General features: G+C 58.1%; 13 protein-coding genes and 2 pseudogenes. 10 read left to right on the top strand and 5 right to left on the bottom strand.

Annotated elements, in window-relative coordinates:
- From ABJN75_RS10095 to ABJN75_RS10060, 8 genes and pseudogenes are all read left to right on the top strand, one after another.
- A pseudogene (locus ABJN75_RS10095) lies at positions 1–123 on the top strand (IS5/IS1182 family transposase); the annotation flags it as partial.
- 383 nt (positions 124–506) lie between these two features.
- Positions 507–1586: a transporter substrate-binding protein gene (locus tag ABJN75_RS10090; protein WP_348439291.1), complete on the top strand. Its 1080-nt coding sequence runs from the start codon at positions 507–509 to the stop codon at positions 1584–1586.
- Positions 1583–2194, top strand: coding sequence for an ANTAR domain-containing protein (locus tag ABJN75_RS10085; RefSeq protein WP_348439289.1), 612 nt, complete (start codon positions 1583–1585; stop codon positions 2192–2194). Before ABJN75_RS10090 ends, ABJN75_RS10085 begins: the two co-directional genes overlap by 4 nt.
- Positions 2166–3062, top strand: a complete 897-nt coding sequence (locus tag ABJN75_RS10080; protein ID WP_348439287.1) for an ABC transporter permease — start codon at positions 2166–2168, stop codon at positions 3060–3062. Before ABJN75_RS10085 ends, ABJN75_RS10080 begins: the two co-directional genes overlap by 29 nt.
- Complete coding sequence (locus ABJN75_RS10075; RefSeq protein WP_348439285.1) at positions 3062–3982, top strand: ABC transporter permease; 921 nt, start codon at positions 3062–3064, stop codon at positions 3980–3982. The genes ABJN75_RS10080 and ABJN75_RS10075 overlap by 1 nt, the downstream gene beginning before the upstream one ends.
- Before the next feature lie 28 nt (positions 3983–4010).
- The gene (locus tag ABJN75_RS10070; protein WP_348439283.1) at positions 4011–5621 is read left to right on the top strand and encodes an ABC transporter substrate-binding protein; all 1611 of its coding nucleotides are present in this window, start codon (positions 4011–4013) and stop codon (positions 5619–5621) included.
- 8 nt (positions 5622–5629) lie between these two features.
- A complete protein-coding gene (locus ABJN75_RS10065; RefSeq protein ID WP_348439281.1) occupies positions 5630–6589 on the top strand; it encodes an acetamidase/formamidase family protein in 960 nt (319 codons plus the stop codon).
- Positions 6586–8364 carry an ABC transporter ATP-binding protein gene (locus tag ABJN75_RS10060; protein WP_348439279.1) on the top strand — a complete coding sequence of 593 codons (1779 nt, stop codon included), beginning with the start codon at positions 6586–6588 and terminating at the stop codon, positions 8362–8364. Before ABJN75_RS10065 ends, ABJN75_RS10060 begins: the two co-directional genes overlap by 4 nt.
- A 284-nt stretch (positions 8365–8648) precedes the next feature.
- Here ABJN75_RS10060 and ABJN75_RS10055 read toward each other — a convergent pair whose 3' ends face one another.
- From ABJN75_RS10055 to ABJN75_RS10035, 5 genes and pseudogenes are all read right to left on the bottom strand, one after another.
- Entirely contained in the window at positions 8649–9356 is a 708-nt protein-coding gene (locus ABJN75_RS10055) for an IS6 family transposase (protein WP_348439277.1), read from the bottom strand.
- Positions 9357–9415: 59 nt separating this feature from the next.
- Positions 9416–9634, bottom strand: a pseudogene (locus tag ABJN75_RS10050) (IS110 family transposase); the annotation flags it as partial.
- 85 nt (positions 9635–9719) lie between these two features.
- On the bottom strand, positions 9720–10667 hold the full coding sequence (locus ABJN75_RS10045) for a fumarylacetoacetate hydrolase family protein (protein WP_348439275.1): 948 nt from the start codon (positions 10665–10667) through the stop codon (positions 9720–9722).
- Between the two features lie 23 nt (positions 10668–10690).
- Positions 10691–11434 carry a sulfite exporter TauE/SafE family protein gene (locus ABJN75_RS10040; protein ID WP_348439273.1) on the bottom strand — a complete coding sequence of 248 codons (744 nt, stop codon included), beginning with the start codon at positions 11432–11434 and terminating at the stop codon, positions 10691–10693.
- Positions 11431–12162 (bottom strand): FCD domain-containing protein, encoded by a 732-nt coding sequence (locus tag ABJN75_RS10035; protein ID WP_348439271.1) that lies wholly within the window; start codon positions 12160–12162, stop codon positions 11431–11433. Before ABJN75_RS10035 ends, ABJN75_RS10040 begins: the two co-directional genes overlap by 4 nt.
- 94 nt (positions 12163–12256) lie before the next feature.
- On the opposite strand from ABJN75_RS10035, the gene ABJN75_RS10030 reads away from it, so the two are divergent.
- A complete protein-coding gene (locus tag ABJN75_RS10030; protein WP_348439270.1) occupies positions 12257–13135 on the top strand; it encodes a fumarylacetoacetate hydrolase family protein in 879 nt (292 codons plus the stop codon).
- Positions 13136–13186: 51 nt separating this feature from the next.
- Positions 13187–14266: a hypothetical protein gene (locus ABJN75_RS10025; protein ID WP_047028604.1), complete on the top strand. Its 1080-nt coding sequence runs from the start codon at positions 13187–13189 to the stop codon at positions 14264–14266.
- Positions 14267–14441: the final 175 nt, after the last annotated feature.

Here is a 14441-nt window from a genome sequence, read left to right as displayed (position 1 = left end):
CTGGTTGAAAACTACTTCGCGAAGATCAAGGAATTCAGAGGCATAGCAACACGCTATGACAAAACGGACTGTAGCTACACAGCCAGTTGGAACCTTGCAGCTGCCCTGATCGCATCAAGATGAATGTCCACAGGCCCTAGTACCTCACCAACTCGTTTTGCTTCAAAAACCACATATTTTTTTATCAATCCGTAGCGGTTCTGAAGATGGTCTCTTCTGTCATCAAGGCCCATGCGATCCGCACCATCTTGTTGGCCTGAGCGTATCAATTCCAACTGTGGTAACTTCCCTCATGGACAGCTCTCCTTTCTGCGGCTTCCAACAACCGCCTATGGCATCTCAGATGCCGGGGCAGGAGACCGTCCACTCAATCAGAACCATTAATCCTCTCCGGGGCTAGCGCTATCGCTTAAGAGGCGCTAGAAAGATGCGGACATATTGGCATCCAAGCCTCGGACTGATCGCGAAATTGCGAATCGGTGCGGGGCTTTTTGATTTTGTGGCCCATGATGAAACGGAACATAGAGATCGGCCTTTTGCACTCGCTCAGCGGCGACTATGTCGCCTTGGCGACGGTTGCCCGTGCGGGCATTCTGCGAGGAGTGGCTGAAGTCAATGCCGACCCGGCGCTGGACGTCGGGTTTTCGGTGGTGGAGCGTGATCCGGAAGGACGGCTTGATCGCTACGCGCCGCTGTGCCGTGACATGCTGCAAAACGCTGGTGTGCGGCATATTTTCGGTTGCATCACTTCGTCGAGCCGCAAAGAAGTCATCCCCGAACTGGAGCGGTTTCACGGCGCACTCTGGTACTCTGCCCCCTATGAAGGGTTTGAGGCCAACGAGCATGTGGCTTATATGCATTCTTGCCCAAACCAGCATCTTTTGCCGCTGGTGGAATTTGCGATGCCCCGATTTGGAAACCGGGTCTGCCTGATCGGATCGAACTATATTTGGGGATGGGAAATTGCCCAGATAGCGCGCGAAAAAATCAGCACAATGGGCGGCCAGGTCCTGTCGGACCGCTATCTTCCGATTGGCGATACGGGTCTGGGTCAGATCCTCGAGGAGATCCGGGCGCTGCAACCGGATTTCATCGTCAACTCACTGATCGGCGAGAGCTCCTACAGCTTTCTTGCCCGGCTGGCGGAAGTGCGCGCCGAAGCGGAAAACGCGGAGTTACTGCCGGTTTTGTCATGCAACTTCACCGAAGGGGAGATTGCTGTAGCGGGTTCTGCGGCTGAAGGAATGTATGCGGCCGGCCCGTTCTTCGAGCAAAATGTCGTCGGGCACGGGTCGATTGCCGAAATGTCAAGATTGGCAGTGCATGAACTGGCCGGGTATCTCAATGCCAATCCGGGTGCCGAGAAACTGCCCCTGAGTGATCTGATAGCGTTGGCAGCAAAACAATCGCGCACCCTGCGGCTCGACTGCGAAAACCAGCATGCCAGCCAACCGGTGGTGATCGCGCAGCTGCGCGCCGGGAAATTTCAAGAGATCCTGCGCCTTCCAGAGCTTGCCGCCGATCCCTACTGGAGCCGGCGCGACAGGTCATCCCGACCGCCGTCCCACCTCAGGGTGGTATCATGACGCAGATCCGCACCGACAACCTGGGCGAGGCCAAGGCCTTTGTGCTGCACCGCCCGCATCCCTCGATGCAGCCGCTATTGCGGCAGCTGCATGTGATTGGTCTGGATGTGCATGAGGCCTGGCCCGAGCTCCCCGCTGAGGCATTGATGGCAGATTTCGTGTTCTACGACGCAGACATGGCCCATGAGGAGCAGTTTCTGTGGAAGCCCGGCGCTTCGCCGATGCCGTTGGTCGCTCTGATCGGCTCTGAAGCCCCGGGCCGGTTGCGGTGGGCAATGACGATGGGTGCTCATGCCCAATTGCTCAAGCCCGTCAGCGACAAGGGTATCTATGCAGCACTCCTGGTAGCGCGCAGCAATTTTGACCGCGCCAACAAGGCCGCGGCCCATATCACCGATCTCGAGACGCGGCTTTCGGCGCGCCAGACAATCGTGCAGGCGGTGATGATTTTTGTGCTTCGCGGCAAAAGCCAGGCCGAAGCCTATGAATTGCTGCGCCAGACGGCAATGGCCTGGCGCATGCCCATCGAAGAGGCCGCCCAACGTCTGGTTGCCAACCATTCAAGCGAAAAGGTGTCGGATGACAGTCAACGCATCGATCTCCCTTGAGCCGGCTACCGTCAGTCCGCATTCGGTCTGGCAGAAGCTGGCCCGGCGAAAGCTGGCAGTGCTTGGGCTGGTGATCATGCTGATCTGTATTCTTGGCGCAACGCTGGCGCCCTGGATTACCCCTTTCGATCCGAACGAACAGCACTTTGACGGGCTGACGATCGAAGGCGCCCCGCTGCCGCCCGGAGCGGTCTATTGGCTTGGTACGGATCTATTGGGTCGTGACCTGTTTACCCGCCTGCTGTTCGGCGCTCAGACCTCGCTGTTCATCGGGGTTGTGGCCAATGGGGTCGCGCTGTTTATCGGCACACTTGTCGGGGTCACCGCAGGGTATTTCCGCGGCGTGGTGGGCGCGGTCTTGATGCGCTTTACCGATCTCATGATGGCCTTTCCGGCGTTGCTGCTGGCGATCTGTCTTGCGGCAATCTTTTCCCCCTCGCTGTGGATCGTGGCAATGGTGATTGCCTTCGTGAACTGGGTGCAGACAGCGCGGGTGATCTTTACCCAAACCTCCTCGCTGGTCGAGCGGGATTATATCGCGGCAATAAAAACGCTGGGTGCAGGCCATGGGCGCATTCTCTTTCGCCACATCTTGCCGCATCTGGTGCCGACCCTGATCGTCTGGGGTACGCTGGGCATTTCGACCACAGTTCTACTGGAAGCTACGCTGTCGTTCCTGGGCGTGGGCGTGCAGCCGCCAACACCATCCTGGGGCAACATCATTTTCGAAAACCAGACCTACTTTCAGTCAGCACCCTGGCTGGTGTTCATTCCGGGTGCGGCCATTCTGGCGCTGGCACTGGGCTTCAACCTGGTTGGAGATGCCTTGCGCGACATTCTCGATCCGACACAACAGGGGCGTGACTGATGCCAGCTTATATTCTGCGCCGTCTGATCCAGTCTGCCTTGATCCTGCTGGGCGTGTCTTTCATCACTTTCGTGCTGCTTTATATCCTGCCCGCAGACCCCGTGCGCCAAATCGCCGGTCGGTCAGCCACGTCTGAAACGGTCGCCAGCATCCGCAGCCAGCTTGGTCTGGATAAACCTTTCATCGTGCAATACGGCACTTATTTATGGAACCTGCTGGGCGGCGATCTGGGGCGCTCTTATCTGCAAAAGACCGAAGTGGGCGCGCTGCTTGTTTCACGGTTGCCCGCCACGCTTCTGCTAATGGTCGCGGCGATTTTTTGTGAATTGGCAATCGGACTGACTCTTGGCATGATCGCCGCGCTCTACCGCGGACGACCGTTGGACAACGTTCTGATGCTGGGCAGTTTCGTCTCCGTCTCTGCGCCGCAATTCGTTGTCGCGCTGCTGCTGCTCTATGTTTTTGCGGTCAAACTGGGCTGGTTCCCGATTGGTGGTTACGGCACATTTGCACATCTGGTGCTGCCCGCGCTGACCTTGGGCATCCTTGGATCAGGCTGGTATTCACGTATCACGCGCTCTTCGATGCTGGATGTGCTGCGCGCTGATTTCATCCGCACCGCGCGCGCAAAAGGCCTCAAACGCACCCGCGTTATTCTGGCTCACGCACTGCCCAACGCCATTCTGCCGGTCATCGCCATGGTCGGCATTGATATCGGCATGTTCATGTCAGGCATAGTGGTGGTGGAAAGTGTCTTCGGCTGGCCAGGTATCGGCCAACTGGCCTGGCAGGCGATACAGCGCGTCGACATCCCGATCATCATGGGTGTCACGCTCGTGTCGGCGTTTGCCATCGTGCTCGGCAACCTCTTGGCCGACCTTATCGCCCCCCTTATCGACCCGCGTATCCGATTACGCTGAATGTAACCTACCAATGGGAGAGAAAACGATGAAAAAGCTACTACTTTCTACCGCACTTGCCGCTCTGATGGCGGTTCCTGCGTTTGCACAAAGTGAAGAACCCAAGCATGGCGGCAATATGATTGTCACCTACAAGGACGACGTGGCCACGCTTGACCCTGCCATCGGCTATGACTGGCAAAACTGGTCCATGATCAAATCGGTTTTTGACGGGTTGATGGATTATGAGCCAGGCACCACCGTGCTGCGTCCCGGCCTGGCCGAAAGCCACACCCTGTCCGATGACGGGCTGACCTATACGTTCAAACTGCGCCCGGGCGTGAAGTTTCACAACGGCCGCGCGATGACATCCGAGGATGTGGTCTATTCGATCAACCGCGTGGTGAACCCGGCCACCCAGTCACCTGGGCAAGGCTTCTTCGGCATGATCGAAGGCTTCGATGCCGCCGCGTCGGGCGAGGCAGATGGCCTTTCGGGGGTCACTGCCCCGGACGAAAATACTGTCACCATCAAATTGTCGCGCCCCGATGCCACGTTCCTGCATATCATGGCGCTGAACTTTTCCTTCGTGGTGCCAAAAGAAGTGGTGGAAGCCGAAGGGGACGATTTCGGCAAGAAGCCAGTCGGAACCGGCGCTTTCAAGCTCACCGAATGGTCTTTGGGCCAGCGCCTGACGTTTGAGAAGAACCCTGATTACTGGATTTCGGGCGTCCCCTATCTCGACAGTTTCACCGTCGAGGTCGGCCAGGAGCCTATCGTCGCCCTGCTGCGCGCCCAGAACGGCGAAGTGGACATTCCCGGTGACGGCATTCCGCCTGCAAAATTTGTCGAGGTGATGAACGACCCCGCGCAGGCAGCGCTGGTTGTCGAGGGTGGCCAGCTTCACACGGGCTATGTCACCATGAACGTTACTACTGCCCCTTTCGACAAGGTCGAAGTGCGCCGTGCCGTCAACATGGCAATCAACAAGGACCGTATCATTCAGGTCATCAACGGCCGCGCGGTGCCGGCAAACCAGCCGCTGCCGCCCACCATGCCGGGTTACACCAAGGACTACGCCGGTTATGCATATGATCCTGAAGCCGCGAAAAAGCTTCTGGCCGATGCGGGCTATGCCGATGGATTTGAAACCGAGCTGTTCGTGATGAACACGGACCCGAACCCGCGAATCGCCCAGGCCATCCAGCAAGATCTCAAAGCGATCGGCATTGATGCCGCGATCAAGTCACTGGCGCAGGCCAACGTGATCGAAGCCGGCGGTGCCGGTACCGCGCCGATGATCTGGTCGGGTGGCATGGCATGGATTGCTGACTTCCCCGATCCTGCCAACTTCTATGGACCGATTCTCGGATGTGGCGGCGCCGTGGAAGGCGGCTGGAACTGGGCAAAGTACTGCAACGAGGCATTGGACGCAAAAGCTGCAGACGCAGACTCCATCGTCGATCCGGCCAAGGGCGATGAGCGCCTGAAGCTGTGGTCCGATATCTACATGGCTGTGATGGAAGACGCCCCATGGGCGCCGGTGTTCAACGAGCAGCGTTTCACCATGAAATCGGCCCGCATTGGCGGTGACGATGCGCTTTTTGTTGATCCGGTGTCGATTCCTGTCAACTACGACTACGTCTTCATCAAGGAGTAAGGCACGGCATGTGCAAGCACTGTAACCACACGATCCACGCCCATCAGCACCATTTCGGCTGGGACAATAGCATTGCCCCCGCCCTGACCGCTGCGCCGGGCGAGACAATCCTGTTCCAGTGCCTCGACAGTTCCGGGGGCCAGCTTGGCCCCCGTTCCACCGTCGAGGAAGTGGCCAAACTGGATTTTGGCAAAATCAACCCGGTTTCCGGCCCCATCTTCGTCGATGGGGCAAAGCCCGGCGATGTGCTGAAAGTAACCATTGAAGGTTTCACCCCGCAACTGCGCGAAGGGGCTGGTTTCGGCTGGACCGCGATCATTCCAGGCTTTGGGCTTCTGTCCGATCAGTTTGCCGAACCGGCGTTGACGGTGTGGAAATTCGACGCTGATGCCAAGGAACCGGCGCTGTTCGGCAAGAACGGCCGGGTGCCGCTAAAACCGTTTGCCGGAACCATCGGCAATGCGCTGGCGGAACCGGGGCTGCACTCGGTTGTCCCGCCGCGCAGGGTGGGTGGCAACCTTGACATCCGCGACCTGGCGGCAGGCACCACGCTTTATCTGCCGGTGGAAGTGGAAGGCGCTCTGTTCAGCGTTGGCGACACCCATGCCGCGCAAGGCGACGGCGAAGTGTGCGGGACAGCGATCGAAAGTCCCTTCGACGCCATACTGACCCTGGATCTGATCAAGGATCAACCGCTGAAAACCCCGCGTTTCACTACCCCCGGCCCTGTCACCCGGCATCTCGACGCCAAGGGTTATGAGGTGACAACCGGAATCGGTCCTGATCTTTGGACCGCAGCAAAAGACGCCTTGTCCGGCATGATTGATTTGCTGTGCGCCACACAGAAACTGTCCCCAGCCGACGCCTATATGCTGGCATCCACCTGCGGTGATCTGCGGATTTCCGAGATCGTGGATATGCCGAATGTGGTCGTCAGCTTTTATTTCCCCCGAGTCGTGTTCGAATGACAGTTGCTGAACCGCTTTCACCGGCGCTGGATGCGGCCAGGCAGGACATTGTCCTGTCGGTCCGTGATCTTCATGTCTGTGCCCGGTCAGAGGAGGGGCTGGTGCCGCTGGTTCAGGGCCTTTCCTTTGATCTCAAGCGCGGCGAAGTGCTGGCCATCGCTGGCGAAAGCGGCTCGGGCAAATCGATCACGTCGCTCGCCTGTATGGGGCTTTTGCCCCAGCCGGCTGTGCGCATTACCCAGGGCTCGATCCGGCTGGGCGAGATTGAACTGACCAGCCTGCCGGAATCGCAAATGCGCGCACTGCGCGGTGACCGCATCGCCATGATTTTCCAGGAACCGATGACTGCACTGAACCCGGTGATGAGCATCGGCCGACAATTGATCGAGGCGATCCGCGCGCATGATCCCGTATCCGTGACCGATGCGCGGGCCCGTGCGCTGGAGGCGGTGCGCGCCGTACGTCTGTCACAGCCCGAAAAACGGCTTGAGCAATTTGCCCACGAACTTTCCGGCGGCATGCGCCAGCGGGTGATGATTGCCATGGCCATCGCCCTGCGTCCCGACGTGCTGATTGCCGATGAACCGACAACCGCGCTGGATGTGACAGTACAGCGCGAGGTGCTGGACCTGCTGCGCGATCTTCAGCGAGATCTGTCCACGTCAGTTATTCTGATCACCCATGATATGGGCGTTGTGGCTGAAATGGCCGACCGTGTGATCGTCATGCGCCAGGGCAGCACGGTTGAAAGCGCCTCCACGGTCGAACTGTTTGAAAACCCGCGCGAAGACTACACCCGTGAGCTTCTGGCCGCCGTGCCGCGCATCGGCGGTGCCTTGGCACGCGCACACCTGAATAAACATGAACCCCTGGTGCGCTTTGAAGATGTTTCGGTGCGTTTTCCCGTCCGCCAGGGCGTGCTTGGCCGGGTCAAGGCTCAGGTCCATGCTGTGGAACATGTCTCGCTCGAGATTGTCCGCGGTGAAACCCTTTCGCTCGTCGGCGAAAGCGGCTGCGGCAAATCCACGATTGCCAAGGCGCTGGTCGGACTGGTGCCCTACAGCGGCAACATAGAGGTTAATGGCAGAAGCCTGGTTCGTCTGGACGCAGCAGGTCGCAAGGCACTGCGCCGCGACCTGCAGATCGTCTTTCAGGACCCGATGGCCGCGCTTGATGCACGAATGACGGTTGGCGAGCTTATCCGCGAACCGCTGGCCATCCACAATATTGGCACCATTGAGGAACAACGCGCGCGCGTCTATCAGTTGCTCGAACGGGTCGACCTGTCGCCTTCCTACTACAGCCGCTATCCGCACGAGTTTTCCGGTGGCCAGCGTCAGCGCATTTGCATCGCCCGGGCGCTGGCGCTCAAACCGCAACTGATCGTCTGTGACGAGAGCGTGGCGGCACTCGATGTCTCCATCCAGGCCCGAATCCTCGACCTGCTACGTGACCTTCAAGAGGAAATGGGTGTGACCTATCTGTTCATCAGCCACGACATGGCCGTCGTCGAGAACATTTCCGATCGGGTCGCCGTTATGTATCTGGGCCAGATCGTCGAAATGGGAACGCGAGAGCAGGTGTTCGGCAACCCGCGCCACAGTTACACCAAGCGGCTTCTTGCCGCCGTCCCCGTACCTGATCCACGCAGCCCGCGCGCCGGCCTGCCGCGGCTAACCGGCGAGGTTCCAAGCCCTGTCTGGCCCCTGGGCGAGGGTCCCGCGCGACAGGCCCTGGTCGATGTGGAAGCTGGCCATCTGGTTGCCCCGGAATAGGCCGTACGCCAAATGGGTGGCTTTGGTGCGTGGATCCGCAAATGTACGGAGGGGAGCGGGAAAAAGGTTGGGGTCAAGCCGCAAGGGCCAGCTTAGCTCGTTTGAGCCGCCCGTCAGCAACCGCTGCTCGCACCTGCAACACCCGGTGAGCCCCGATCGGCGACCAACGCATCTGACGCTTTTTGTTCATACGTGGATTTACAAGGCTGTTGGCAGCGCTTTCGGCCGGAGGGTCCTGTCAGACGGATGAGAACAGGGCACTACAATGGCAAGAAAGCTGTCCATTATGCCGCGCCGAGCTGACGCCACTCAGCAAGAGCAGCGGCGCGGCCGGCTTTGAAACTTTGTCGAGAGTAGAGATGACGCTCCTGGTTGAAATGATTGCAGACCGAGGTGTGGACCGAGACGAATTTCGGTAAACTTCGCATGCGTCGGAACCGCATCATCGCTCGTTCCCGTCGTCGAAATGGCAGGTGCGAATTCTCCGCACGATTGTTCAGCCAACGACCGGTTTCCTGCCGGTCGGCTACACCGATCTCCTTCAAGGCTGCGCCGTATGACCGCAGTTTGTCGGTGACGAAGACAGCAGCCCCTCCATACCGCTTCATGGTTTTCTTCAGGAATCTCAACGCGGATTTCTTGTCCCGCGTCTTCGTTACAAAGCTTTCCAGCACCTCGCCCTCGTGATCGACCGCCCGCCACAGATAGTGCTGCTCACCATTGATCTTCACGAACATCTCGTCCAGGTGCCATCGCCATTGCGGCCAGGACCGCAGCTGCTCGGTGCGCTTCTTGCGGATCTCGGCAGCAAACATCGGGCCGAACCTGTTCCACCACAAACGAATGGTCTCGTGGCAAACATCGATGCCACGCTCGTGAAGCAGGTCCTCGACATTTCGTAGCGAAAGCGGGAAGCGAACGTACATCATGACCGCCAGGCGGATGATTTCTGGGCTGGTTCGGAAGTACCGAATTGGACTGCGTTTGGTCATGGCCTGAACCTACCGGACGGGCCTATCTGGCTCAAGTCGATTTACTTGACAGGACCCCTCCGGACTTCGTACCCAAAACGGCCTATCTCACGCGCCCAGAAGTGGGAGCTTCCACAGGCTTCCTTCGCAACCAGGCACTGTGGCAGGCCACCAAAGAAGTTCAAAACATGCCCACGCCGCAACTCCTTGCGAAACACACCGGCGCCACTCTCATCAGCTCCGTGGAGCTGAAAAACGTCTTTGGTCAAATCCAAACCGATCATACGAACTTCGCTCATGATGCTCATCTCCAATGGTGGTTTCAACAATCGCACTTTGCCACACACTCGGGTCGTCGCGGGCGTCTACATCACCAACGCTCCTTCAGAGTAATACATCTGCACCAGCAGGACTGACGACGCTGTTGTGCAGAATACCGATTTCGGCGATCTCGCTTTCAACATGATCGCCGGGAAGACAATAGCGGGTTGCGGCAATCAATCCCGGCGCCGGGGTCCAGTTGCCACCGAGTTCCTTGTCGGAAGACCATCCGGTACCGGCGGGGGTGCCTGTAAGGATCACCATGCCCGGTTTCAGGGTGAAACTGATAGAGAAGAAGTGGATCAACTCGGCGCATGTCCAGATCATGTCTGAAGTGTTCGCCTGCTGACGCAACTCGCCATTGATTCGCGTGCGAAGCGTCAGCGCCTGCGGATCTGGCAAGGCGTCGGCTGTGACAATGACAGGCCCCAAAGGCAGGCTGCTGTCAAACGCCTTGCCTCTGCCTAATTCATACCAGGTGAATCCTTCCGGTGTCTGGCGCACCTGCCGGTCGCGTGCAGTGACATCGTTGGAAACGGTATAGCCAAAAACATGATCCAGCGCATCCTCGACCGTGATGTGGCGGCCAGGCTTGCCGATGACTATCGCCAACTCGGTCTCCGCATCCAGTTTGCGGGTGAGTTTTGGATCGCATACGATCCCGTCACCCGGCCCGATGACGCAATCGGCAGTCTTGAGAAAGAACTCGGGTTCCTTGCCACTGAGCGGCGTATTCAGTTTTTCTGCGTTGTGAGCATGGTAATTGCTGCCGGCGCATAGCACCGTTGAAGGCATGATCGGCGCCAGCAACCGCACTGCGTCAATGCTGTGGCGGGCTGTTTCCGGAGCGTCCCGTATAAGTTGGCGTACAGCATCCATGGCTGCAGTTCCGCCGAGGATGAAGTTTGTGACATCCGCAAAAGCGCCGGCGTCAGCTCCTGCAGCGACCAAATCGATCACGGTCTCGTTCTCGATCACTCCAAGCCGCCGCGTAGTGTTCACTTCAAACATGCAAATCCGCATAATCGTCTCCATTATCTCAGCAAGAAAGAAGCCGTCAGGATTACCCCCACGCCAGCCACGCCGGCACGCAGATATTTCTCGGGAACAGCCTGACTCAACCGGGCACCAAAATAGCCACCGATAAGCGAGCCGGTCAGAACGGAGCCTGCCGCAACCCAGTCGATCAGTCCGGAAAAGCTCAGCGGAATCACCGCAATTGTATTCATGCAGAAGGCAAAGAGGTTCTTGCTGGCGTTTGCCTGCCGCAGCCCAAGCCCCGTCACCGACAGAACGGCCAGCAGAATGAAACCATAGCCTGCGCCGAAATAACCGCCATACACCCCACTAGCAAACAGCAAAACACCGGTGACCGGTTTCAGCCTGTCACCGGGAAACAGGCGCTGGGCGATTTCGGCAAGCCGGTTTCCCAGAAGAATTGCCCCCACCGCGATGATCAGCAAAACAGGTATGACAGCCAGAAACGCAGCTTCCGAGGACCAGATCAATGCCAGGGCCCCGCAAAAGGCTCCCGCCAATGCTGGCAGCATCTGACCTATCAGACCGCGGATATTGTCGCGCAAATGTTCGCGAAACACCCAGATAGCAGCCAGTTGCGACGGCCAGACGCCGGCTGTCCCGGTCGCGTTTGCGACAAGCGGCGGAAGCCCGGCCGCAAGCAACATCGGAAACACAAATAATTTCGCGCCGCCAGCGGCCGCGTTGACGATCCCGCCAAAGAGGCCGGCAACAAGAAACAGCGCGATTTGCAGGGTCATTTATCAACAGCCTGCTGTGGGGATGCATCCGCCAGACCAGCCGCCGTAAGCGCAAAATGCCAAGTCATCAGATCGCAGGCCCGATCAGCATCGCGGGCTAGAACAGCTTCCGAAATCGCCTGGTGTTCCACGCACAAGTCACGTTGACCGAGCTTCTGATAGACCGAGGCGCGACGATAGCGCGCGCACTGATCATGCAAACTGGCCCGCAGTTTTAACAACCAGCGTGATCCGCAGGCTGCCACCAGCGCCGTGTGAAAACCGGTGTTAGCCGCTTCCCATGCATCAGGCACGCCGGAGGTGGAACGTGCCAGTGCATCGTCTTGCTTTCGCATCAAATAGCTTGCAGCGACGACACTTGCCTCCCATTCCGCATCTCCGTGCTCGATGGACAATCGCAGCGCCGAGAGCTCGATGGCCGTCCGGGCTATGTTAAGATCTGCAAACTCGTCGGGCTCAAGCGGCGCCACGGTGAAGCCACGATTATCCTCGGCGATCACCAACTGATCGGTTGCTAGCATTTGCAATGCTTCCCTGAGCGGGGTCGGTCCTATTTCATAAAGAGATTTTAGTTTCTCGATCCGCAGCCTTTCACCCGGAGGACGGGTACCGCTGAGGATATCCGTCCGCAGCGCCCGGTAGGCCGCCTGGGCGAGAGTTCCGCCGGGGACGAGTTGAACGCCCGTCACTTCGAGCGATGATGGGGATGCGGCAATGGCCTTGTTCACGGTTGCAACCTCATGCGTGCAGTAGAGTCTGTTTGACAGGTCAGATTATATATGTAAATTCAATTTATCGTTAAAAAGGGATTCTGTCGAGAAAATGAAATTAGTCACATTTAGCAAAGACGGAAACATTGGTGCAGGCTTTATAAATGACGATCAGATCGTTGTCTGTGCCGAAGGCGACGGGGCAGACTATGCTGTTCGCGCACTGATTGAGGCAGGCTCCCCGGGCATTCAGGCCTGGCAGGCAATGGGCGCCGGTGGAGCGCTGCGCGTTCCCATTTCTGACGTCACTCTTCTTTCACCGGTTCCCGATCCCCGACGCGACATATTTTGCGTGGGCAAGAACTACTTCGCGCACGCAAAGGAATTTCACTCGAGTGGGTTTGATTCCAGCGGCAAGGAGGCCGTACCGAGTGCGCCGATTATTTTCACCAAGGCGACCACCAGTATCGTTGGACCGGAAGCAGTGGTGCGAGGTTCTCTCGACCCGACTGCAACAGTCGATTACGAAGGCGAGCTTGGCGTGATTATCGGCACCCGCGCTTTTCAGGTAGCCAAAGACAAAGCCTATGACCATGTGTTTGGCTATGTCGTCATCAACGATGTGACTTCACGTGAGTTGCAGCGACGTCACAATCAGTGGGTCATCGGCAAAGGCATCGACACCTTTTGCCCCATGGGGCCCTACATCGTGACCGCAGATGAAGTAGGTGACATCTCGAAGCTCAGGCTTGAAACCGAAATAAATGGCGAGATCCGTCAGAAGGCCTCGGTTGCCGATCTCATTTTTGACATTCCGACGCTGATTGAAACGATCTCAGCAACGATGACATTGTTGCCTGGCGATATCATCGCCACGGGCACGCCAGAGGGCGTCGGCATCGGATTCAACCCGCCAAAATACCTAACAGAAGGCGATCACATGACCGTCCGGATAACGGGTCTGGGCGAGTTGCACAATGTAATCGGCTGAACGCGGGTCGCGGGAGGCCGGCTGCAATAATATAAACGGGAGGACGAAATCATGAAAACAGCAACATCTATCGCCACTTTGGTGGCCGTCATCGGGCTCTCTGCAGGAGCCGCAAATGCACAAGAAGGCTACTTCGCCGGCAAATCAATTGACGTCATCGTGCCATTTGGACCTGGTGGAGCGACCTTTGTGTCAGCCAAGTTCCTTGAGCCCTATTTCGAAAAGCACCTGCCTGGCAATCCCGAGATCAATGTCATCGACCGCCCCGGCGGCGGCTCCATCCTCGGCGCGAACTGGTTTGAACAGAACGCCAAGTCAGATGGGACCACGATCCTTTTCACCACGTCGTCGACTGCGAACCCTTTTGTTCTTGGTCAGAAGGGCGTGGAATACAAGCTCGCTGACTACCGCGTCGCCTACAGCCACCCGTTCAGCGCGGTGGCCTATACGTCGCCATCGACCGGCGTAACCAGCGCCGCGGACATCAAATCCTCGAAAACGCCATTGGTCTATGGCGGCATTGCAGCCGCTGCTTCCGATTTGCCGGGGCTTTTGTCTTTCGAACTGCTGGGTCTGGACGTCAAATCGGTGCTGGGCTTCAATGGCCGGGGTCCGGTGCGGCTTGCGTTCGAGCAGGGTGAAGTCAATATCGACTACCAGTTCACGCCAGTCTATCTGACGCAAGTTGTGCCATCTGTCGAAGAAGGCACCGCGGTCCCGCTATGGACAGGCGGCAGCGCCGATGCGGATGGCAAGCTCACCCAGCGTGATCCGATCGCGCCGGAACTGCCCTCTGTCTATGAAGTCTATGAGCAGTTGAACGGCAAAGCACCGTCGGGCATCGAGTGGGAAGCCTTTCAGGGCATCGCTTCGGTTACCTATGCCTATGGCCTGACCGGCTACATGAAGCCCGACACACCACAGGAAGTGCTGGATATCTTTGCCCAGGCCGTGGCTGACATCAATGCCGATCCTGAGTTTCAGGCCGAAAGCCAGAAGGTCACCAATGGTGCCCGCCTGAGTGCCGGTCCCGCGACCGAAAAAGCCATCAAAGCGGCTCTCTCGCCTTCTGACGAAGTGCGCGCCTATCTCAAGAACCTGCTGACAACCAAGTTCGGCGTCAAGTTCTGATACAAAGATGACACAGGATCCAGGCCTCGCGCCTGGATCCTGACCATTCTGCCAGAAACCCGCGAACGTCGTCATGGTTCTCCAAAAGGTCACCTCTGAATGCTCGAGCACGTTTTCTCTGCACTGGATGCGCTCACCGATCCAGTTCGCCTGTTGGCATTGTTCGGAGGCATGC

The organism is Hoeflea sp., from assembly GCF_039975035.1.
Classification (GTDB): Bacteria; Pseudomonadota; Alphaproteobacteria; order Rhizobiales; family Rhizobiaceae; genus Hoeflea.
The sequence above is the reverse complement of the archived record's forward strand: the minus strand, read 5'-3'. Positions and strand labels throughout refer to the sequence as shown.